Genomic DNA, 20978 nt, shown 5'->3' with positions numbered 1-20978 from the left:
CGAAGGAGCGAACCATGAAGTACATGCTCATCATGCGTGTGACCGACGAGGCGATCGAGGCGTCGAAGGACATCCCGTTCGAGCAGATCATCGAGGACATGGGCCGGTTCAACGAGTCGATGATGAAGGCCGGGGTGTTGCTGAGCGGTGAGGGCCTCTCCGACGCGGAGGAGGGGTTCGTCGTCGACTTCTCCGGGGACACCCCGCTGGTCACCGACGGCCCCTACGGGGAGACGAAAGAGCTGTTCAACGGCTTCTGGATCCTCGAGGTCGCGTCCAAGGAGGAGGCCGCCGAGTGGGCCAAGCGGGCACCGCTCGGGCCGGGAACGAAGCTCGAGGTGCGCCGCGTGACCGGCCCCGAGGACTTTCCCCAGGACAACGAGTGGATCCAGAAGGAAGAGGGCTGGCGCGAGGAACTCGAGGGCCGCAAGGCGTGACCGAATGAGCGATGCCCCGATGGAGCGCCGCCCGGACCCGGTGGAGTCCGCGCGGCGCTCGGTCGCGGCCGTCTGGCGGATCGAGTCGGCGCGCATCGTCGCCACACTCACCCGGATGGTCGGCGACTTCGCCCGCGCCGAGGACCTCGCACAGGACGCGCTCGCCGACGCGCTCGCGCAGTGGCCCGAGTCCGGGATCCCCGCGAACCCCGGCGCGTGGCTGACCGCCGTCGCGAAACGCAAGGCCATCGACGGCTGGCGCCGACAGGAGCGGTACGACGAGCGGCTCGCCGCCATCGCCCGCGATCTCGAAGCGGAGGAGACCCGCGCGACGGACGTGGCAGCCGAATTGCCCTGGGACCCGGACCGGATCGACGACGACGTGCTCCGGCTCGTGTTCGTCTCGTGCCATCCGGTGCTCTCGCGGGAGGCTCGCGTCGCGCTGACGCTCAAGGTGGTCGGCGGCCTGTCCAGCGAGGAGATCGCGCGGGCGTTCCTGGTGCCGACGTCGACGGTGCAGCAGCGGATCGTGCGGGCCAAGAAGACGCTCACGGCGGCGAAGGTGCCGTTCGCGGTCCCGGACCGGTCCGAGTTCGGTGACCGGCTCGGCGCGGTGCTCGGGGTGCTGTACCTGGTGTTCAACGAGGGTCACGCGGCGAGCGCGGGGGACGAGTGGATTCGGCCCGACCTGTGCCGGGAGGCGCTGCGGCTCGGGAGGGTGCTCGCCGAACTGGTGCCCTCGGAGCCGGAGTCGCACGGCCTCGTCGCCCTCATGGAACTGACCGCGGCGCGTTTCCCGGCGCGCCTCGACGCGCACGGCGACCCGGTCCTGCTCGCCGATCAGGATCGGCGCCGCTGGGACCGCGGCGCCATCGTGCGTGGACGCGCGGCCCTTGCCCGTGCCGACGCGCTCGGCCGCGGCCGCGGTGCCTACTCGTTGCAGGCGGCGATCGCGGAGTGCCATGCCGTCGCCGCCTCCGTCGACGAGACCGACTGGGAGCGAATCGTTCTGCTCTACGAGGCGCTGGGACGCCTCGCCCCGTCACCCGTCGTCGACCTCAACCGTGCCGCGGCGGTCGCGATGGCCACCGGTCCCGCCGCGGCACTCGAGATCGTCGACGGCCTCGTTGCCGACGGCCGCCTCGCCGGGTATCGGCTGCTGCCCGCGACCCGTGCGGAGCTGCTCGTCCGCCTGGGCCGGAACGCGGAGGCGCGGGCCGAGTTCGAGGCGGCAGCCCGGCTCACCGGCAACGCCCGCGAGCGAAAGCTGCTGTCGGAGAGGGCCGCGGCGCTGCAGGTCGACTGACCGCGGCACCGCTGCCGGTGGGCCGGTTCCGCGTCACGGCGCCTGGATCACGCCCGAGGCGCGCAGCCGGGCGACCTCCTCCGCGCTGCATCCGAGCAGGTCCGTCAGCAGGGCGGCGGAGTCGTCGCCCACCGCGGGTGCGGGCCCGGTGGCGTAGTGCTCCCCGTCGAACGCCGCGGGATGCCCGGCCGCGAGATAGGTGCCGATCCGTGGTTGCTCCAGCTGCTCGAACAGGGGATTGCGATCCAGCTCGCCGCCGGTCGCCACCTCCGTGAAGGTGCGGTAGCGCCGGTGCAGCACCGAGGTCGTCGCGAGCAGTCCGGAGACCTCGTCCGCGGTGCGGTCGGCGAACCAGGCCCGGAGCAGTGCGGTGATCACCTCGCGATGCCGGAAACGGTCTGCCTCCGTGGAGAAGTCGGCGCCCAGCGCCTTCTCCACGGCGGCGACGGCGTCCGCGGTTCCCGTCACCGACAGCAGATCACGGAAATGCCGCGAGGTCAGGGCGACAACCATGAAGCGGGCGCCGTCGGCGGTGACGAAATCGACTCCGTACGTGCCGTACACGAAGTTGCCGGTGCCCTCGCGGCCCCCGCCGGTGACCTGAGGTTCGGTCAGGTACCCGAGGGTTCCCGCGGTCGCGAGCGCGACGTCCTCCAGGGTGAGGGTGATGCGTGCTCCCGTGCCCGTCCGATCGCGTTTGCGTGCCGCCGCCGCGATCGCCAGGGCGGCGTACAGCCCGCACGCCATGTCCCAGGCCGGGAGCACGTGATTGACCACCCCGGCGTGGTCGAGGGGCCCGGTGATCTGCGGGAAGCCGATCCCGGCGTTGACGGTGTAGTCGACGCCGGGGGTGCCGTCGCGGTTGCCGAGCAGTTCGAGGGTGATCACGTCGGGGCGCAGTGACGCGAGGGTCTCGTGGCTCATCCAGCTGCGGCCGCCCGCGTTGGTCACCAGGATCCCGCCCTCGGAACCCGGCGCTGTGACCAGGCGCTGGATCAGCTCCTGTCCCTGCTCGCTGCGCATGTCGCATGCGAGGGAACGTTTTCCGCGGTTGAGTCCGGTCCAGTAGATGGATTCGCCGTCGTCGGTGAGCGGCCAGCGGTGGTAGTCGGCGGCGCCGCCGATCGGGTCGACGCGGATCACCTCCGCGCCGAGCTGGGACAGGGTCAGTCCGCACAGCGGGGAGGCGACGAAGCTCGACACCTCGACCACACGGAGGCCCGAAAGCGGCCGGTTCGCGGTGGTGTTCACGAAAGTTCCTCTCGCGTCAGGCCATCAGGGCGGTGAAGTGCCAGTCGAGCACCGGTCGTGGCTCGTCGGTGTCGTGCGCGTGGACCAGTGACCGGAGTTCGAGTACCCCGGCCCGCGAATCCGGTAGCGCGGTCGCGGACAGGACGTGGAGTTCGCTGGTCAGCGTGTCGCCCTCGTGCACCGGACCGGTGTGATCGCACGACTGCCAGCCCAGTACCGTCACCAGGTTCGGCAGGGCCCGTGTCGCCTGGCTCAGGGCGAGGCCGATCGTGTGCCCGCCGTACACCAGCCGGCCCGCCTGCCCGACCCGCTCGTCGTGGTGGGTGGCCGCGATGTTGAGCGTCAGGCGCGCGAGTTCCGGTGCGCTGGAGACGACGTCGCCGCTGCTGGTCAGGACGAGCCCGGCCAGCTCGGGGGTGAAGTGCCGTCCCGGCACCCGGTCGCGGTACACCTCGAGGTCCCAGCCTGCCGGTGCCCGGTGGTCGCGTCCGGCGTCCGACCCGATCTGCGCGAGGTCGTCCGCGTGCACCACCCGGCCCGGGTCGGCGTCCGGTCCGAGCGGGAGCATCGCGCACCGGTGGAAGTCGAGGACGGTACGACACTCCTGATCGGTGGTCCGCATGCGCAGGGCGGCCAGCCCGGTCGGTGCGCGGCCGGGTTTCGCGGCGTTCTCGCGCAGGCCGACGACCTCGGTGCGGGTGTGCAGGGTGTCCCCGAGGTGGGGGAAGCGGTGCAGGCGCAGGCCGCGGTAGAAGAGATTCGCCTTGACGTGATGGGTGACCAGCGTCGACTGGCCGATCGCCAGGTCACATACCAGTCCGGGGTGCGCCACCGGGGCCGGCGATCCGGTGACGGCGGCCGACAGGTGGGCGTCGAGCGGCATCCGCAGCCGGTCACCGAGGATCGCCTGGTGGGAGGCCGCGAGTCCGCCGGTGAGGGTGACGGCCGGGGCGTCGTCGAAGACCTGCCCGACTGCGAGATCGTCGAAGTACGGTCCGCCGACCGCGACGGCGGTCACCGCGCGCTCCGGAAGGTCATGGTCACGGGTTCGTCCCTCTCGTTCGACATTTGTCCGGCCAAATTCTCGCAATCGTTAGTACCGTACCGAGGGTGTTTGAGGCAATGCCTTGACTCGGCTCGGAATGGCGCGCAAATATGGCCGTACAAATTGGGCGGACCGCAGGACGGATTCATGACTTCTTCGAACGCGTACAACCTCGATGCCGAGGAGGCATTCCTGGTCGAGACGGTGCGGGCCTTCGTCGATCGCGACGTCAAACCCACCGTGCAGGAGGTCGAGCACGCGAACGAGTACCCCGAGAAGTGGATCGAGCAGATGAAGCGCATCGGCATCTACGGGCTCGCGGTGCCGGAGGAGTACGGCGGCTCCCCGGTGTCGATGCCCTGCTACGCGCGGGTCACCGAGGAACTGGCGCGGGGCTGGATGAGCCTGGCCGGCGCGATGGGTGGCCACACCGTCGTCGCGAAGCTGCTCACCCTGTTCGGAACGGAGGAGCAGAAGCGGCAGTATCTGCCGCGGATGGCCACCGGCGAGGTCCGCGCGACGATGGCGCTCACCGAGCCCGGCGGCGGATCGGACCTGCAGAACATGGCCACCACCGCGAAGACGGACGGGGACGACCTGGTGATCACCGGCGCCAAGACGTGGATCTCCAACGCCCGCCGGTCCGGCCTGATCGCGCTGCTGTGCAAGACGGATCCGAAGGCGCAGCCACGGCACTCGGGGATCTCGATTGTCCTCGTCGAACACGGCCCGGGACTGACGGTCTCGCGGGATCTGCCCAAGCTCGGGTACAAGGGCGTCGAGAGCTGCGAGCTGGCGTTCGACAACTACCGGATCCCGGCGACGGCCATCCTCGGGGGCGAGCCCGGCAAGGGCTTCGGTCAGATGATGAAGGGTCTGGAGACCGGCCGGATCCAGGTCGCGTGCCGCGCTCTCGGGGTCGCCGCCGCCGCACTGGAGGACTCGCTCGCCTACGCGCAGCAGCGGGAGAGCTTCGGGCAGCCGATCTGGAAGCACCAGTCGATCGGCAACTACCTGGCCGACATGGCGACCAAGCTGACCGCCGCCCGCCAGCTCACCCGGTACGCGGCCGAGAAGTACGACAGCGGGGACCGCTGCGACATGGAGGCGGGCATGGCCAAGCTGTACGCGTCGGAGGTCGCGATGGAGATCGCCCTGAACGCGGTGCGCATCCACGGCGGCTACGGCTACTCCACCGAGTACGACGTGGAGCGGTATTTCCGGGACGCGCCGCTGATGATCGTCGGCGAGGGCACCAACGAGATCCAGCGCAACGTCATCGCCGGGCAGTTGGTGGCGCGCGGCGGGATCTAGAATGAACCGCGATGAATGATTCGGGGCCGGCGTACCGGGTGCTGTCGGACAGGTTGCGGCGTGAGATCGCGTCGGGTCGGTACCGGGGCGGCGTCCGGCTGCCCACGGAATCGGAACTGTCCCAGGAACACAACCTCAGCAGGCAGACGGTGCGCCGCGCGTTCCAGGACCTGGTCGCCGAGGGCATCGTCTACCGCGTGCCCGGACGCGGGACCTTCGCGACCGAGCCGGACGGACGGTACCTGCGGCAGCTCGGGTCCATCGAGGACCTGATGAACCTGTCCGCCGACACCACCATGGAGGTGCTCGAACCGCTCCGCCGCCGGGTGGACATCGAGACCGCCAGCCGCCTGCGTCTGGACACGGACGTGGTGTACCGCATGATGTTTCGCCGACTGCACGACGGGATTCCGTTCGTCGTCACCACCGTCTCGCTGCCCGAACGCATCGCCCGCCTGGTGATCGACGCACCGGAACTGCAGCCCGGAGCGTCCAGCGCGTGGACCATCATCGGCCTGCTCGAACCTCTCCTCTCCAGCCCGATTGTCGAAGCCGCGCAGTCGATCACGGTGGCGCCTGCACCACCTGCGGTGGCCGGGCAACTGGACTGCGCCGACGGGCACCCGATGCTGCGGGTCGACCGCCTCTACAGCGACGGTGACGGGCTGGCCGACGAACTCGCCGTCAGCTACTTCCTGCCCGAGCACTACACCTACCGGGTCACCCTGCGGCGCACCGGGCACTGAGCATGCCCGCGGTCCTCCGATCCGGCGTAGGCTGCCGGCCATGTCGGCACGGTGCCGCGCACGCATCGAGGACGTGCACGAGTTGGCCTCGGCGATGCCACATGTCACCGTCGAGCACGGCCCGCGGGGGAATCCGATCTACCAGGTCGGCGGAAAGTCGTTCGTCTTCTTCCGAACTCCGCGACCCGACGCGGTCGATCCCGCATCCGGCGCGCGCTACACCGACGTCATCGTGATCTGGGTGCCGTCAGAGTCGGACAAGCTGGCGCTCGTGCAGGATCCGCGATCCCCGTTCTTCACCACCGCGCATTTCGACGGACATCCGTCGGTCCTGGTCCGGGCCGGCCGGATCGGCGAGCTGACCCGCCGCGAACTCGCCGAGGTGATCGAGGACGCGTGGCTCTCCCGCGCCTCCGCCCGGCGACGCGCGGACTGGTTGGCGGCACATCAGGCCTGAGCGCTGTCGGCGACGGGCCGGAGCGCGGCGGACGTCCGCTCGATGTGCGTGGCGAGCCGCTCGGCGGCGAGGTCGGCATCCCGGGCGAGTGCGGCGTCGACGAGTCCGCGGTGCTCGGCGGCCACGTCACGGCCGGGATCGTCGCCGAGGTGCCCCGACCAGTGCCGGTACAGCGCGGCGGACTCGCGCAGCGAGAGCGCGACCTCGAGCAGGCGGGAGTTGCCGCAGCCGTCGAGCAGCGCGCGGTGGAAACGTTCGTGGGCGTCGTCCCACTCGGGGTTCGCCTCGCCGTCCGGGGTGGCCGGGGGCGTCGCCGCGAGCAGGTGGTGGGCGGCGACGACGGCGGATTCCCAGTGCACGTCTCCGCGCTCGACGGCGCGGCGGAACACCAGCGACTCGAGTTCCCGGCGCGCCTCGGTGAGTTCGTCGAGGTCCATCAGGGACAGCGTGACGACGCGAAAGCCCTGTTGCGGCAGGGAGATCGCGAGCCCCTGTTCGGCCAGTCGGGTCAGGGCCTCGCGGACCACCGACTGGCTCACCGAGTACTTCTCGGTGAGCTCCACGAACCGCAGCCGCTGCCCGGGCTGCAGCCGACCGCGCATGATGTCGGCCCTGATCTGCTCGTACACCGCGCCCGCGCGGGTCGTCGGACTGGCGGTTCCCATGGCACGACCCTAGCGGCTCACGTCATTCCCGAGAAATAACGTTATTTTCTTGCTTTGTCGACCATCGGGGTGCAGGATGGTGCCACGCCGCAGGACCGCGCGGCGACCACTGCACCGAGGAGACGTGTCATGCGGGTTGCGAACATCGACGGACGACTGGCCCTGGCCGTGGCCGGCGGACACATCGACGTCGAGGCGGCCAGCGGCGGCCGGTTCGGCGCCGACCCGCAGGCCGTCTACGAGGACTGGGCCGCCTTCGTCGAGTGGGCCGCGACCGTCGACGCCGCCGCGCACCCGCGCATCGCGGTCACCGAACGCACGGTGTGGGGTGCGCCCGTCCCCCGGCCGCGTCAGGTGTTCGCGATCGGCCTCAACTACGCCGAGCACGCCGCGGAGTCCAACATCGCGCTGCCGCCGGTGCCCGCCGTGTTCACCAAGTTCCCCACCTCGATCACCGGCCACGAGCAGCCGGTCGCCCTGCCCACCGAGACCGTGGACTGGGAGGTCGAGATGGTCGCCGTCATCGGCACCCGCTGCGACCACGTCGGCGAGGCGGACGCCTGGGACCACATCGCGGGAGTTGCCGTCGGACAGGACATCTCCGAGCGGACGCTGCAGCTCAAGGGTGCGGCCCCGCAGTTCTCGCTCGCCAAGTCCTTCCGCGGGTTCGCGCCGATCGGACCGGAACTGGTCACCGTCGACGAACTGCCCGACCGGGACAACCTGGAGATCGGCTGTGCCCTCGACGACGGGGAGGTACTGCAGAAGGGTCGCACCTCCGAGATGATCTTCACGATCCCGGAGTTGGTGGCGCACCTGTCGTCGGTGTGCCCGCTGCTGCCCGGCGACGTCATCTTCACGGGCACCCCCGACGGAGTCGGCATGGCCCGCACCCCGCAGCGTTTCCTGGCCCCGGGCCAGACCCTGGTCAGCTGGATCGAGGGGGTCGGCACCCTCCGAAATCCCCTGATCGCGGGTTGACGGGTTCCGGCATCGCCGGCGGCGGCACGAGCCGCCGTCCATCGACGAGCAATCGTCCGATCATGCGGCTCGGCCGGTGTCGGGGCCCGGATTCCCCGCTGGTGCGCGCCGGGTCAGAGCTCGGTTGGGAGGCCGGTGTCGTAGAGCGACAGCACATCTGTGGTGCTGCGAAGCGTGTCGACCACGCACCGTGCGGGTGAGGTGAAGAGTTTCGGATAGTCGACCTCCCCCCGGGAGCGGTCAACCCGCCAGGCGAGTTGTTCCGAGTCGAGCGAGAACTGCGCATCGACACCGTCCTTGTTGCCGCGTGGATCCTGGCGATGCCAGGCGCCGTTGAGGTGGACCGCCACCAGCCCGTGCAGGACATGTCCATCTCCGTGAGCGAGACGCTGGTAGCACAGGCCGGTCGGAATGCCTTCCGCTCGCAAGAGCGCCGTCAGTAGGTGCGACTTTGCGTAGCAGAGCCCCACGCGCTGCGCGAGAACCTCACCGGCGGTCAGCGTCACCCGTGGGTCCTGGACGTCGTATGAGTGCGCCACCTCGTCTCGCACCCATTCGAATGCAGCCTTGGTGAATGAGATGTCGCTGCCTGCCTGCTGCCGCACCGTCAGTGCAAGCTCCTGGACGGCTCGGTCCTGTGGATCGATCAACTCGTCACCGCCCAGATAGGCTTCGGGAGGCGCTGTTTCGAGTGCTACTTCGATGGTGGTCATGTCGAGAACATTGTGCGGGCCGTGCGGAGCAGTCAAATCCTTTTGACGAGGCATTGCGAGAGTGAACGACGCTCCTTGGAAGAAACTGTGCCTGCTGCACCGGATCCACCGAATCCACTTCCGCCGCAGTGTGATTGTGGACGCAGGTCACCAAGGGTCCGGGATCGCGGGCGGCGGGGGATGGCGAGGATTGACCATCTCTCGGCCAATTCGGTGGAAACGTTCAACCCGGAAGGTTACGTTCATCGGGTTGAAGATCCATGCGTCCGAACGAGGTGTATTCGATGACGGTCCGAGCAACGGCAGCCGACTCCGGTCGACTGTCCTCCGCAACTGCCATGACCGAATCAAGCCCAAGGGGTACCTCTCGTGGATCTTCCACGCATCTTCACCATTCGCGAAAGTAGCCACCGCATCCACAACCCGTTCACCTCTGGCAAGCTCGCGGCCCTGGGTGACGCTCTGCACCTGGAACCAGGGACTCGCGTGCTCGACCTCGCCAGCGGGTCGGGCGAAATGCTCTGCACGTGGGCCCGAGACCACCGCGTCACCGGGACCGGGGTGGACATCAGCACGGTGTTCACCGAGCAGGCCCGCGTCCGTGCCGCTGAACTCGGCGTCGCCGACCGGGTCACCTTCGTGCACTCCGACGCCTCCGGCTTCGTCGCGGGCGAGCCGGTCGATCTCGCCGCGTGCGTCGGCGCCACCTGGATCGGAGGCGGCGTGGCCGGCACCGTCGAGCTGCTGAGCAAGAGTCTCCGTCCCGGCGGCCTGATGCTGATCGGTGAGCCGTACTGGCGTCACGAAGTGCCCGACCAGGAAACCGCCAGAGCCTGCGGTGCCAGTGGCAAGGACGACTTCCTCGTGCTGCCGGAGCTGATCGAGCAATTCGGCGATCTCGGGTTCGACGTCGTGGAAATGGTGCTGGCCGATCAGGACAGCTGGGACCGGTACCAGGCGGCGCAGTGGCTAAACCTCCGCCGTTGGCTCGACGACAATCCTGACGACGAGTTGGCCGCCGAGGTGCGGGCCGAGCTCACCACCGAACCCGCCCGCTACACGCGGTACCAGCGTGAATATCTCGGCTGGGGAGTTTTCGCACTGATGGGCCGCTGACAGTCCGACGAGCGCGGGTCCCGGGCAACGTGCTTGCCCGGACCCGCGGCCGATCACCAGGTCGAACAGGCCTGGCACAAGCGGCCGGCGGACCGAAGCGAGCGCGGCGGCAGGTGGACTCACAGCGGGTTCACAGGGCGGACATGCCGGGCGTCGCCGTAACATTCGGGTCGTCCGGTGCGACACCCCTCTTGACGTGACGTGAGCGCATGGCACGGGGTGGTCCGCGCGTCGTCCGAGAGTTACGGAGTGGGGAGCGGACATGACAATTCGTGGATTCATCGCGCGGCATCGCGTCGCCAGAACCGCGGCCGCCCCGGTGGCGCTCGGCGTCGCCGCGGCCATCACCGCCTGGTGGGCGTTCGCGCCGCCGACGACCACGATCGACACCGAGCTGACGGCGTCCACGACGGAATGCCACGACATGGTCACCGTCTCGATCGCCGGCCGCAACGACACCCCCGGGGACACGGTCCCCCGGCTCGTCGACGCCAACGGCAATGCGCTCCCCGCCGCCCTGTCCACCGACTACAGCAGCCACTGGGTGGACCCGGTGGTCAACGCGCCGAACGCGATCAACACGGCGCTCAACCCTCAGGCGTACGCCGCGGTGTACATCGCGTACCCCGCGAACATGGACAACTACGAGTCCGCGGTCCAGACCGGCGTCGCGAACACCGAGACCGTGATGAGCGAGATCCGCAAGTCCTGCCCGAACACCCGCTTCTCCGTGGTCGGCTACAGCGAGGGCGCCGACGTCGCCCGCCGGGTCGCACAGAACATCGGCCACCAGGACGGGACCGATGGCTACGAGATCGTCGACCCCGCGAACGTCGTCGGGGTCGTGATCTTCGCCGACGCCGGCCGTGCCGCCGAACAGGGCCCGTTCCCGGGCGCACAGAACCCGTTCAGCAACCCGGACGGGTTCGACACCGTGTACCAGACCGGCACCACACCCGCCTCAGGTGCGGGCGCGGTGACCGGTACCGGTGGCGCCGACTTCGGCGCGCTCGCGGGCAAGGTCGCATCGTTCTGTTCCGACGGCGACCTCACCTGCGCTGCGCCGCAGAACATCTCGCTGCTGCAGCTGGTGGTCAACGTCGGTCGGCAGCTGAACATCGACAGCCTCGAGAAGGACGGCCTGACCCCGGCGACCGGGCAGGACGTCGCCGTCACTCTCGGCAAGATCGGGTTCGACGCGTTCAACGTGATTCGCTCGCAGCCGAATTGGATGCAGAGCGACCAGACGTTCCTCGATGTGCTGCTGCAGGTGTCGGATCCGGCGTACGACCCGAGCAAGGCCACCACGACGCTGCCCGTCGAGTCGGTCGCCGACTCCATCGATGCCGAGAAGATGTCGCCGCTCGCGTACCTGCCGCAGAAGCTCTTCAACGAGGTCGTCAACCTGATCGTCACCAACCAGAACACCATCCCGGTGGTGCTCAGCGACCCGTACCAGCTCACCCTCGGTCCGGACACCGGTCATCACTTCGACTACTGGCGCGACTCCGCCGACGGAAAGCCGCTGACCTCCGCCGAGTACGCCGCGCAGTGGCTCACCAAACTCGCGGAGCAGGCGCGGGACGGGGTGCCGCTGCCGACCACCACCACGACCGCTCCGACCACGACCGCTCCGACCACGACGGCTCCGACCACGAAGTCCTCGGCGCCGACGACGAGCGCAGCCACCAAGGCGACGACTACCACCCCGTCGACGCAGGCGGCGATCCCGGCCGGCGGGGCCGCGGCCGACCCGGTCCTCGCCGAGACCGTGCAGGGCCCGGATGCCGTCGCGGCGACGCCGGAGCCGACCGCGGGCGCAACGGCCACGGACGCCCCGACCGGCGCCGCGACGACGGATCCGGCGACGACGACCGACAGCGCGGCCCCGAGCTCGGCGTCGACGGCCGCGGCCACGTCGTCGGCTGTGGTGACGACGACTCCGGTCGCGCAGCCCACCCGCTGACACCGGGCTCCGCCCGCATGAACGGAACCGTTCAATCGATCTGACGGCATGAACGGTTCCGTTCATGCCGTCGGGCGGGGTGCTGTCGGGGGTTGCCGGAGCGTGACGTGCGCCTCATCGGGCGGGTGTGGATTCGAGTGCCGGCCTGCCCACTTCCTAACCTGAATGGTTGTGTCGGGAGAATCGGGAACGCAGGTGGCGACCATCGACCTGCCTGTCCCCACTCCCGCCTCCCCGTGGTCGGCGATGGTGGCCGTGCCGCGTCAGGGCCGTCGCTGGCCGGGCGTCGCGCGCGCAGCGGTAACGGTGGCGGTGCCCGGTCTCACGGGCGTCGCCCTCGGTGCCGGGCCGGTCGCCGCGGTCGCCACCCTCGGTGCGTTCGCCGTCGTCTACGGCGAGGGCCGCCCGTACCGGGTGCGCTGGCGGATGCTCGCGATCGTCGGTGTCGTGCTCGTCGCGTTGGCCGGGACCGGTGCCGCCGTCGGGTCGGCGGTGCACCACGCCGCGACCGCGGGCGGCTCCGCGCTGTGGCCGATGGTGTTGGTGGCGACCATGACGGTCGTGGTGGCCTCGTGCGCGTTCGTCGTCGACGCGCTCAGGCTCGGCGCGCCCGGCGCCTTCCTGCTGCTGTTGGCCCTCGAGATCGCGTCCGCACTACCGGGGGCGGGGGTGTCGGTCGCGGCCGTCGTGGCGTGGACGGCGATCGGTGCGGGCACCGCACTGGTGGTCGGGATGTCCGGTGTCCTCGTTCGGCCGCGCACGGCGGAGCGGGCCGCGGTCGCCGCCGCGGTGCGCGCGGTCGACACGGTGCTGGCGGAGAACTCGCCCGCGCATCGCCGGGCCGCGGTCCACGACCTGCACGCGGCATGGCAGTGCCTGCACGACGCCGGGCTCGCCGGCTCGGACGATCCACTGACGCGGACGCTCCGGGCGGCGCACGCGCGGTGCGCGGCGGTCGTGCACGGTGCCCCGCACGACGAGGCCACCCCCGAGGACGACCTGCATCCGCGGACGCCGCTGCGCCGCCCGTCGGTCCGCTACCGCCTCGCCCGGGCCGCGCACCCCCGGGGGCGTTCGGTGACCGTCGTGGCACGGCTGCTCGTCGCCTGTCCGGCGGCAGGGGCGATCGCGGTCGTGTTGGGGGTTGGACGACCAGACTGGGCGGTGATCACCGCCGCGATGATCCTGCACCAGGGCCCCGACCGGATCCTAGGCACCTACCGTGCGGCCCATCGATTCGTCGGCACCGTCCTCGGGCTCGGGTTGCTCGCGGGCCTGTCGCTGTTCGACCTGCGCGGGGCAGCGCTGGTCGTGGTGCTCGCGTTGACGATGGCGGGTATTGAGGCGTTCCTGGTGCGCAACTACGGTCTCGCGATGGTGTTCATCACCCCGCTCGCGATGATCCTCGGGGTGCTCGGAACCCCGGGCGACCTCGGCCTCGTCTCCCGGGACCGATTCCTCGAGACCGTCGTCGGGGTCGTTGTCGCCCTGGCCGTGATGTGGGGGGTACTGCCCCGCGCCCACCGCCGGATCCTCGCCGACGCGGACGCGCAGGTCGCCGACACCATCGCCCGGATCACCCGCGCGGCCGACGACCGGGAGCTACCCGAGCTGCGTCGCGACCTCGAGTTCGACCTGCATGCGTCGACGACGGCGGCGATCACCGCTGCCCACACCGAGCCGGACTGGACTCGCGACCGCTGGCCCGGGCATCGCCGACTGCACGAGCACGGCTATCGGATCCTGACCTCACCGCATCGGTCCGCCGCGGACACGTAGGCGGTCCGTCGGGGACTCGCGGTGACCCTCCGACATTCTGCGCTTCCCCGCGGACCGGCCGGTGGGGAGCGAGAATCGGGCTGTCGTTGGCTACCCGAACGAATGAGGTGTTCGATGCAGAGTCAGTTCGATGAACTTGCCGATCTGTACGAGGACATGGCCGGCTGGCCTTTCCGTCGGTTCCTGGAGATTCCCAACTTCCTCGCCGTCCTCGGTGATCTTGCCGACCGTGACGTCCTCGACTTCGGTTGTGGGAACGGCATGTACGCTCGGCTGCTGAAGGAGCAGGGTGCACGCCGGGTCGTCGGCTACGACGTCTCGGATGGCATGCTCGAGTATGCGAGGGCCCGAGAAGTGGAGAACCCACTGGGCATCGAGTTCGCCTCCGATCTCGGCGACGACCTCGCCGGCCGGTTCGACCTGGTTCTGGCCGTATACGTGTTGCCGTACGCCACCACCCGGCAGGAACTCCATGCGATGTGCGCGCAGATGGCGAAACCGTTGCGGCCGGGCGGCCGCCTCGTCACCCTTCCCATTCATCCCGACTATGTGCGAGACCCCGCATACTACGAGCGATTCGGATTCCGGCTGACGCCGATCGGTCCGGATGTCGACGGCGGTGAGGTACAACTCGACCTGTTCGGTCCGGGTGGTGCGGGGGACGAGGACACCGTCACCGCCTACGTCTGGACGAAGGACAGCATCGACGAGGCGATGCACGCCGCCGGTTTCGCACTCACCCAGTGGGTCGACTACGGGCGATACCGTTCGGCCGCCGCGGATTCCGAGGAGGAGCTGCTCCGTGCGTACTGGGAGCGCCCACACGCCGCGATCGTGAACTGCCGACTGGGCTGACGTCACGATCTCGTCGGGCTCGGGTCGTATCGAGGCACCGGGCACAACGCGGGAGGTGACGGTGCGATGACGGTGTATCGCCAGCAGTTGGCCGGCGTGACGTACGAGTTTGCGGGACTGGTGGATCTGCTGGCGAAGGCGACGCCGCTGCGGTCGGGTGACGAGCTGGCGGGATGCGCGGCGTCGTCGGATGCCGAGCGGGCCGCGGCGCAGTGGGCGCTGGCCGAGGTTCCGCTGGCCACGTTCCTCGCCGAGACCGTGGTCCCCTACGAGACCGACGAGGTCACCCGGCTGATCCTCGACGGCCACGACGCGGCCGCGTTCGCGCCGGTCGGGCACCTGACGGTCGGCGGCCTGCGCGACCACCTGCTCGCGACTGCCGCCACGCCCGATTCCGCGACTGTTCTCGGTGCGCTCGCGTCGGGATTGACTCCCGAAATGGTCGCGGCAACAAGCAAGATCATGCGCAATCAGGACCTGATCACCGTGTCCCGCGCGTTGACGGTGACGAGTGCGTTCCGAACCACGATCGGGTTGCCGGGGCGGCTCGCGACGCGGCTACAGCCGAATCATCCGGTTGACGATCCGCGTGGCGTCGCGGCCGCGACGCTCGACGGGTTGTTGATGGGGTGCGGCGACGCGGTGATCGGTATCAACCCGGCCGGTGACTCCCCGCACGCCGTCGCGGACCTGCTGCACCTGCTCGACGACGTGCGCACCCGGTTCGACATCCCCACCCAGTCGTGCGTGCTCACCCACGTCACCACGACGATCGACCTGATCGAGCGCGGCGCGCCGGTGGATCTGGTGTTCCAGTCCATCGCAGGCACCGAGGGCGCCAACCGAGGCTTCGGTGTCGACCTTGCGGTGCTCCGGGAGGGCGACGAGGCCGGGCGGTCGCTGCGCCGCGGCACCGTCGGCGACAACGTCATGTATCTCGAGACGGGGCAGGGCTCGGCGCTGTCGTCCGGGACCCACCTCGGCATCGGCGGCAGGCCCGTCGACCAGCAGACCCTCGAGGCCCGCGCCTACGCGGTGGCACGCGAGCTGAAACCGTTGCTGGTCAACACCGTTGTGGGCTTCATCGGCCCCGAGTACCTGTACGACGGCAAGCAGATCATCCGCGCCGGGCTCGAGGACCAGTTCTGCGGGAAGCTGCTCGGCCTGCCGATGGGCGTGGACGTCTGCTACACCAATCACGCCGAGGCCGACCAGGACGATATGGACACGCTGCTGACGTTGCTCGGGGTGGCGGGCACCGCGTTCGTGATCACGGTGCCCGGCGCCGACGACGTGATGCTCGGCTACCAGTCGCTCTCGTTCCACGACGTGCTCTACGCGCGGCAGATCGCGAACCTGCGACCAGCACCGGAGTTCGAGGAGTGGCTGCGTCGCCAGGGCATGGCCGACGCGGCCGGACGGGTGCTGCCGGTCGATGTCGCTGCCTCCCCGCTGCGGGCGCTCGGCGGCGTGTCGTGACCGACCACCTCGGCGGTGCCGAGACCGACCACCTCGGCGGTGCCGAGACCGATTACTGGGATCTGCTCCGGTCCTACACGCAGGCGCGGATCGGGTTGGGGCGCATCGGTAATGCGCTGCCCACCCGCCGACACCTCGAGTTCGTCGCCGCGCATGCCGCGGCGCGCGACGCGGTGCACCTGCCACTGGACGTGGCGCGCGTGGCCGACCGGGTGAGGACGCTCGGCCTCGGCGAGCCGTCGGTGGTCGCCAGCGCCGCGCCGGATCGCGCCATCTACCTGCGCCGCCCCGACCTTGGACGGGTACCCGGCGAGCCGATTCCCGTGCCGTCGGGTGGTCCCTACGACCTCGGGATCGCCCTGTGCGACGGGTTGTCCTCGACCGCGCTGAGCGCGCACGGACCGGACCTGGCCGCCGCGATCGTCGCCGCGCTGCCGGGACTGACGGTCGCCCCGCCGGTGATCGCCACCCAGGCCCGGGTGGCGCTCGGCGATCACATCGGGGAGGCGCTCGGTGTCACCACCATGCTGGTGCTGATCGGGGAGCGTCCCGGCCTGTCCGTCGCCGACAGCGTCGGTGTCTACCTCACCCACCACCCGCGACCGGGCCGCAGCGACGCCCAGCGCAACTGCGTGTCCAACGTCCACCCGCCCGACGGGCTGGGCTACGAGCACGCCGCGCGGGTGGTTGCCGCGCTGGTCGACGGCGCGCGGCGTCTCGGCGCGTCCGGGGTGGCGCTGAAGGACACCTCGCGGGACCCGGCCCTGACCGACGGAGTTCGGGAAGGCCGATCCGGCGATTAGCCGGACACCCGTCTGTATACGTGTCTAGGCTGGCCTTCCCGACTGTCGACGAGAGCAGGTGTGTGCAGCGATGAAGACCAAAGGCGCGTTGATCTGGGATTTCAATCAGCCGTGGTCGATCGAGGAGATCGAGATCGGCGACCCCCGCAAGGGGGAGGTCAAGGTTCAGATGGAAGCGTCGGGTATGTGCCACTCGGACCACCACCTGGTCACCGGCGGCATCCCGATGGCCGGTTTCCCGGTGCTGGGCGGTCACGAAGGTGCAGGCATCGTCACCGAGGTCGGCGAGGGTGTCGAGGACCTCGCCCCGGGCGACCACGTCGTGCTCTCGTTCATCCCGTCGTGCGGCAAGTGTCCGTCGTGTCAGGCAGGCCTGCGCAACCTGTGCGACCTGGGGGCGATGCTGCTCGGCGGTGCGTCGGTCAGCGACGGCTCGTACCGGATCCAGGCCAGGGGGCAGAACGTCTACCCGATGACTCTGCTCGGCACGTTCTCCCCGTACATGGTGGTGCACCAGAGTTCGGTGGTGAAGATCGATCCGTCGATCCCGTTCGAGGTGGCGTGCCTCGTCGGTTGCGGTGTCACCACCGGCTACGGGTCGGCCACCCATACCGCGCAGATCAAGCCGGGAGAGGACGTCACGATCGTCGGCCTCGGCGGCGTCGGCATCTCGGCGCTGCAGGGCGCGGTGAACTCCGGCGCCCGCCACATCTTCGCCATCGACCCGGTGGAGTGGAAGCGCGAGCAGGCGCTGAAGTTCGGTGCCACCCAGGCGTTCGCGAGCGTGGAGGAGGCGGCAGGCGCGATCGCCGAGACCACCGCCGGCGGCATGTCCAAGAAGACCATCGTCACCGTCGGCGAGGTGCACGGCGAGGACGTCGACCTGTGGATGGGCATCACCTCGAAGGCCGGCACCGTGGTGCTGACCGCGATGGGCAGCCTGCTCGACAACAAGGTCACGCTCAACCTGTCGATGCTGACCCTCCTGCAGAAGAACCTGCAGGGCAGCATCTTCGGCGGCGCCAACCCGCACTACGACATTCCGCAGCTGCTGTCGATGTACAAGGTCGGCAAGCTCAACCTCGACGACATGGTCACCCGCCAGTACCGACTGGAGCAGATCAACGACGGCTACCGGGACATGTTGGAGGGACGCAACATTCGCGGCATCATTCGCTACACCGACGCGGACCGCTGATCCGCGGGGTGCCGTCGGACGGGCGTTCCGGCGGCACCCCGATCCTTCCGGCAGGGAGTGTCACGGCGCCAGCACCGTCCGGCACAGGGATTCGAGTTCGTCGACGGTCGCGTCCAGGGGCGTCGAGCTGCCCTGTGCCTGCGCCAGCATCAACGCGCCCTCGAGCGCCCCGATGATCAGCACGGCGAGCGACGCCGCCCGCGCGGGTTCGGCGCCCTCGCCGACGAGTTTCGCGGCGATCGCGTCGCACCAGGTGCCGAACGCGGTGCCGGCGATCTCCCTGGCGCCGGGCTCGGTGCCCAGCGCCGCCGCCGCGATCGGGCATCCCGACGCGTACCCACTGGATTCGAGGCCGCGGCCCCAGATGTCCACCAGGGTGCGGATGGCTTCGACGGTGTCGTGGGCGTCGAGGATCCGGCCGATCCTGTCGTCGATCCAGTCGGCCGCGGAGCGGGTCGCGTCCTCCACGAGCTGGGCCTTGCCGCGCGGGAAGTGGTGGTAGATCGACCCGCGAGGGGCGCCGCTGGCGGACAGCACGTCGGCGAACGACGTCGCGGCGACACCGCGTTCGCGCATCAGGGTGATGGCGCTGTCGATCATCGCGGCCCGGGGGCCGGTGGTGGGGTCCTGTCGTCTCGGCACTGCTCGCCCTTCTCGTTCGCTCCTGTTCTATGTAGGGTGTCATACATAGTTTCCGATCGCCAGGAGTTTTGACGTGACACGGACCGCCAACCCGACCCATCAGTTCGACGCCGCCCTCGATCTCGTCGCCGAGGCCGACGGCACGTTCACCGGCCGGACCGCGGCCGAGTACGCCAACATGGTCGGCCCGTTCGGCGGCGTCACCGCGGCCACGCTGCTCGCCGCCGCGCTGCGGCATCCGGAACGGCTCGGCGACCCGGTCTCGCTCACCGTCAACTTCGCCGGCCCAGTCGCCGACGGACTGTTCACCATCGACGCGCGACCCACGCGCACCAACAACTCCACGCAGCACTGGTCGATCGAGATGACCCAGGAGGGCGTCGTCGCCACCACCGCGACCGCGGTGTTCGCCGTCCGCCGCGACAGCTGGTCGTCGACCGAGATCACCCCGCCCGTCGCCCCGGCGGCGGAGGAGGTCGCGCCCGCCCCGGCGCTCGAGTTCATCCGGTGGATCGGCAACTACGAGATGCGGTTCGTCGAGGGTGGCCTGGACAGCGTCGGAACCGAGAGGGGCGACTCGACATCCACCCTGTGGGTCCGGGATCACCCCGCGCGGCCGCTCGACTTCCCCGCCCTCACCGCGCTGTGCGACGTCTTCTTCCCGCGCGTGTTCCTCCGCCGCGGCCAGATGAGCCCGGCCGGCACCGTCTCGCTGACCGTGTACTTCCACGCCGACGCGGACACCCTCACGGCGCACGGCGAGGACGCGGTGCTCGCGACCGCCCGCGCCCAGCATTTCGGTAAGGGCTACTTCGACCAGTCCGGCGAACTGTGGGGCAAGGGCGGTGCGCTGCTCGCCACCACCCACCAGTTGGTGTACTTCAAGGCCTGACCCGGTCGCGCCGACAGGCACACCGGAAAGGGTGCGCCGCCCCCGAAACGCACCACTGCCCGGCGTCCGAGTGGACGCCGGGCAGTGGTGGGAAGTCTTCGGCTCAGGCCAGCTTGGCCAGCAGGTCGGCCCGCTGACGGGCACCGAGGCCGGCCACGCGGCGGGTCTCCGCGATGCCGACGGACTCGGCGATGTCGCGAGCCTTCACCTTGCCGACCTTCGGCAGGGACTCGAGCAGGTACAGCACCTTCGTCTTGCCGACGAGTTCGTCGGTGTCGGCCTTGTCGAGGACCTCGACCAGGCTGATCTTGCCGGACTTGAGGTCCTCCCTCAGTTCGGCGCGAGCCTTCCGGGACGCGGCCGCCTTCTCCAGGGCGGCGGCGCGCTGTTCGGGGGTCAGGGTGGGCAATGCCATGAGATGTGCCTTTCTCGCGGTTCCCGGGGGAGAACCCCAGGCTGTTCCCGGGGGAGAACCCCAGGCTAGAGCGGCGGCGACCGTGAATCACGGTACCCGGCGCTCCCGCGTGTCGTGATGCGCGGACTGGGTCACTTACCGTGCCACACCGGTGTCCGTTTCTCCAGGAAGGCCGTCATTCCCTCCTGAGCATCGCAGGTCACGGCGTTGGTGGCCATGGTCTCCGCCATCGCGGTGTACGCCTGGTCCTGCGGCAGGTCGATCTGCCGGTAGAACGCCTGCTTGCCGATCTGCAGCGTCAGCGGGCTGGCACCGGTGATCCTCGTGGCCAGGGCCCGGACCTGCGCGTCGAGTTCCTCGGGGGCGACGACGAGGTTCACCAGACCCCAGTCCGCCGCGGTGTGGGCGTCGATTGTGTCGCCGGTCAGCAGCATCTGCATCGCCCGCTTTCGCCCGACGGCGCGGCTGAGCGCGACCATCGGGGTCGAGCAGAACAGCCCGATCCGCACGCCCGGCGTCCCGAACACCGCGGTCTCGGACGCGACCACCAGGTCGCAGGACGCCGCGAGCTGGCAGCCGGCCGCGATCGCAGGGCCCTGGACGGCGGCGATCACCGGCTGCGGGATCTGCTGGACGGTGTCCATCATCTCGACGCACGCATCGAAGATCTCCCGCTCCTCGTCGAGGGTGCGGTCGACCATCTCCGACAGGTCGTGCCCGGCGGAGAACACCGGTCCGTCCGCGGCGATGACGACGGCCCGTACCGTCGCGTCCGCGGACAGCTCGGTCAGTGCCGCGGTGACCTGACGCATCGTGCTGGTGGCCAACGGGTTTCGCTGCTTCGGCCGGTTCAGGGTGATGGTGCCGATGCCGGTCTCGGCGTCGACTTCGGTCCGGACTGCGTCGTCCATGGCGCAC

At 69.8% G+C, this 20978-nt stretch carries 21 protein-coding genes; 14 read left to right on the top strand and 7 right to left on the bottom strand.

Going from position 1 to position 20978, the window contains the following annotated elements:
- Positions 1–14 precede the first annotated feature (14 nt).
- Positions 15–437: a YciI family protein gene (locus ACWEPG_RS02800; protein ID WP_450115317.1), complete on the top strand. Its 423-nt coding sequence runs from the start codon at positions 15–17 to the stop codon at positions 435–437.
- 4 nt (positions 438–441) lie between these two features.
- Entirely contained in the window at positions 442–1743 is a 1302-nt protein-coding gene (locus ACWEPG_RS02795; protein ID WP_450115318.1) for an RNA polymerase sigma factor, read from the top strand.
- 33 nt (positions 1744–1776) lie between these two features.
- On the opposite strand, the gene ACWEPG_RS02790 is transcribed toward ACWEPG_RS02795, so the two are convergent.
- Together ACWEPG_RS02790 and ACWEPG_RS02785 are read right to left on the bottom strand one after the other, a co-directional pair.
- Entirely contained in the window at positions 1777–2994 is a 1218-nt protein-coding gene (locus ACWEPG_RS02790) for a CoA transferase (RefSeq protein WP_452593816.1), read from the bottom strand.
- Between the two features lie 16 nt (positions 2995–3010).
- Positions 3011–4012, bottom strand: coding sequence for a MaoC family dehydratase (locus ACWEPG_RS02785; RefSeq protein ID WP_452593815.1), 1002 nt, complete (start codon positions 4010–4012; stop codon positions 3011–3013).
- Between the two features lie 174 nt (positions 4013–4186).
- Between ACWEPG_RS02785 and ACWEPG_RS02780 the strand changes: the two genes are divergently transcribed.
- The 3 genes from ACWEPG_RS02780 to ACWEPG_RS02770 are packed head-to-tail and all read left to right on the top strand — an operon-like array spanning position 4187 to position 6556.
- The gene (locus ACWEPG_RS02780) at positions 4187–5353 is read left to right on the top strand and encodes an acyl-CoA dehydrogenase family protein (RefSeq protein WP_450115321.1); all 1167 of its coding nucleotides are present in this window, start codon (positions 4187–4189) and stop codon (positions 5351–5353) included.
- 11 nt (positions 5354–5364) lie between these two features.
- Complete coding sequence (locus ACWEPG_RS02775; protein WP_450115322.1) at positions 5365–6099, top strand: GntR family transcriptional regulator; 735 nt, start codon at positions 5365–5367, stop codon at positions 6097–6099.
- Positions 6100–6139: 40 nt separating this feature from the next.
- A complete protein-coding gene (locus ACWEPG_RS02770) occupies positions 6140–6556 on the top strand; it encodes an MmcQ/YjbR family DNA-binding protein (RefSeq protein ID WP_450115323.1) in 417 nt (138 codons plus the stop codon).
- Here ACWEPG_RS02770 and ACWEPG_RS02765 read toward each other — a convergent pair.
- A complete protein-coding gene (locus ACWEPG_RS02765) occupies positions 6547–7221 on the bottom strand; it encodes a GntR family transcriptional regulator (RefSeq protein ID WP_450115324.1) in 675 nt (224 codons plus the stop codon). The genes ACWEPG_RS02770 and ACWEPG_RS02765 overlap by 10 nt on opposite strands.
- 129 nt (positions 7222–7350) lie before the next feature.
- Between ACWEPG_RS02765 and ACWEPG_RS02760 the strand changes: the two genes are divergently transcribed.
- Positions 7351–8202 (top strand): fumarylacetoacetate hydrolase family protein, encoded by an 852-nt coding sequence (locus ACWEPG_RS02760; RefSeq protein ID WP_450133706.1) that lies wholly within the window; start codon positions 7351–7353, stop codon positions 8200–8202.
- A gap of 113 nt (positions 8203–8315) precedes the next feature.
- Here ACWEPG_RS02760 and ACWEPG_RS02755 read toward each other — a convergent pair whose 3' ends face one another.
- Entirely contained in the window at positions 8316–8915 is a 600-nt protein-coding gene (locus ACWEPG_RS02755; RefSeq protein WP_452593814.1) for a transglutaminase-like domain-containing protein, read from the bottom strand.
- A 369-nt stretch (positions 8916–9284) separates the two neighbouring features.
- Here ACWEPG_RS02755 and ACWEPG_RS02750 point away from each other — a divergent pair, with 369 nt between their 5' ends.
- The 7 genes from ACWEPG_RS02750 (at position 9285) to ACWEPG_RS02720 (ending at position 18111) form a co-directional block, all read left to right on the top strand.
- Positions 9285–10031, top strand: coding sequence for an SAM-dependent methyltransferase (locus ACWEPG_RS02750; RefSeq protein ID WP_450115327.1), 747 nt, complete (start codon positions 9285–9287; stop codon positions 10029–10031).
- A 262-nt stretch (positions 10032–10293) separates the two neighbouring features.
- Positions 10294–11997, top strand: a complete 1704-nt coding sequence (locus ACWEPG_RS02745; protein ID WP_450115328.1) for a cutinase family protein — start codon at positions 10294–10296, stop codon at positions 11995–11997.
- Positions 11998–12243: 246 nt separating this feature from the next.
- A complete protein-coding gene (locus tag ACWEPG_RS02740; RefSeq protein ID WP_450115333.1) occupies positions 12244–13776 on the top strand; it encodes an FUSC family protein in 1533 nt (510 codons plus the stop codon).
- A gap of 114 nt (positions 13777–13890) precedes the next feature.
- Positions 13891–14631, top strand: coding sequence for a class I SAM-dependent DNA methyltransferase (locus ACWEPG_RS02735; RefSeq protein ID WP_450115329.1), 741 nt, complete (start codon positions 13891–13893; stop codon positions 14629–14631).
- 66 nt (positions 14632–14697) lie between these two features.
- On the top strand, positions 14698–16110 hold the full coding sequence (locus ACWEPG_RS02730; protein ID WP_452593813.1) for an ethanolamine ammonia-lyase subunit EutB: 1413 nt from the start codon (positions 14698–14700) through the stop codon (positions 16108–16110).
- Positions 16107–16913 (top strand): ethanolamine ammonia-lyase subunit EutC, encoded by an 807-nt coding sequence (gene eutC, locus ACWEPG_RS02725; protein ID WP_450113210.1) that lies wholly within the window; start codon positions 16107–16109, stop codon positions 16911–16913. Before ACWEPG_RS02730 ends, eutC begins: the two co-directional genes overlap by 4 nt.
- Before the next feature lie 70 nt (positions 16914–16983).
- Complete coding sequence (locus ACWEPG_RS02720; RefSeq protein WP_450113209.1) at positions 16984–18111, top strand: NDMA-dependent alcohol dehydrogenase; 1128 nt, start codon at positions 16984–16986, stop codon at positions 18109–18111.
- A 60-nt stretch (positions 18112–18171) separates the two neighbouring features.
- On the opposite strand, the gene ACWEPG_RS02715 is transcribed toward ACWEPG_RS02720, so the two are convergent.
- Positions 18172–18753 carry a TetR/AcrR family transcriptional regulator gene (locus ACWEPG_RS02715; protein ID WP_450113208.1) on the bottom strand — a complete coding sequence of 194 codons (582 nt, stop codon included), beginning with the start codon at positions 18751–18753 and terminating at the stop codon, positions 18172–18174.
- A gap of 73 nt (positions 18754–18826) precedes the next feature.
- Here ACWEPG_RS02715 and ACWEPG_RS02710 point away from each other — a divergent pair, with 73 nt between their 5' ends.
- Positions 18827–19645, top strand: a complete 819-nt coding sequence (locus ACWEPG_RS02710) for an acyl-CoA thioesterase (RefSeq protein ID WP_452593812.1) — start codon at positions 18827–18829, stop codon at positions 19643–19645.
- Positions 19646–19748: 103 nt separating this feature from the next.
- Here the strand turns inward: ACWEPG_RS02710 and mihF are convergent, their stop codons facing one another.
- Complete coding sequence (mihF, locus tag ACWEPG_RS02705) at positions 19749–20060, bottom strand: integration host factor, actinobacterial type (RefSeq protein ID WP_450113206.1); 312 nt, start codon at positions 20058–20060, stop codon at positions 19749–19751.
- 131 nt (positions 20061–20191) lie between these two features.
- Positions 20192–20971, bottom strand: a complete 780-nt coding sequence (locus tag ACWEPG_RS02700) for an enoyl-CoA hydratase (protein WP_452593811.1) — start codon at positions 20969–20971, stop codon at positions 20192–20194.
- Between the last annotated feature and the right edge of the window lie 7 nt (positions 20972–20978).

The sequence above is a fragment of the Rhodococcus sp. NPDC004095 genome (genome assembly GCF_053604015.1).
The sequence above is the reverse complement of the archived record's forward strand: the minus strand, read 5'-3'. Positions and strand labels throughout refer to the sequence as shown.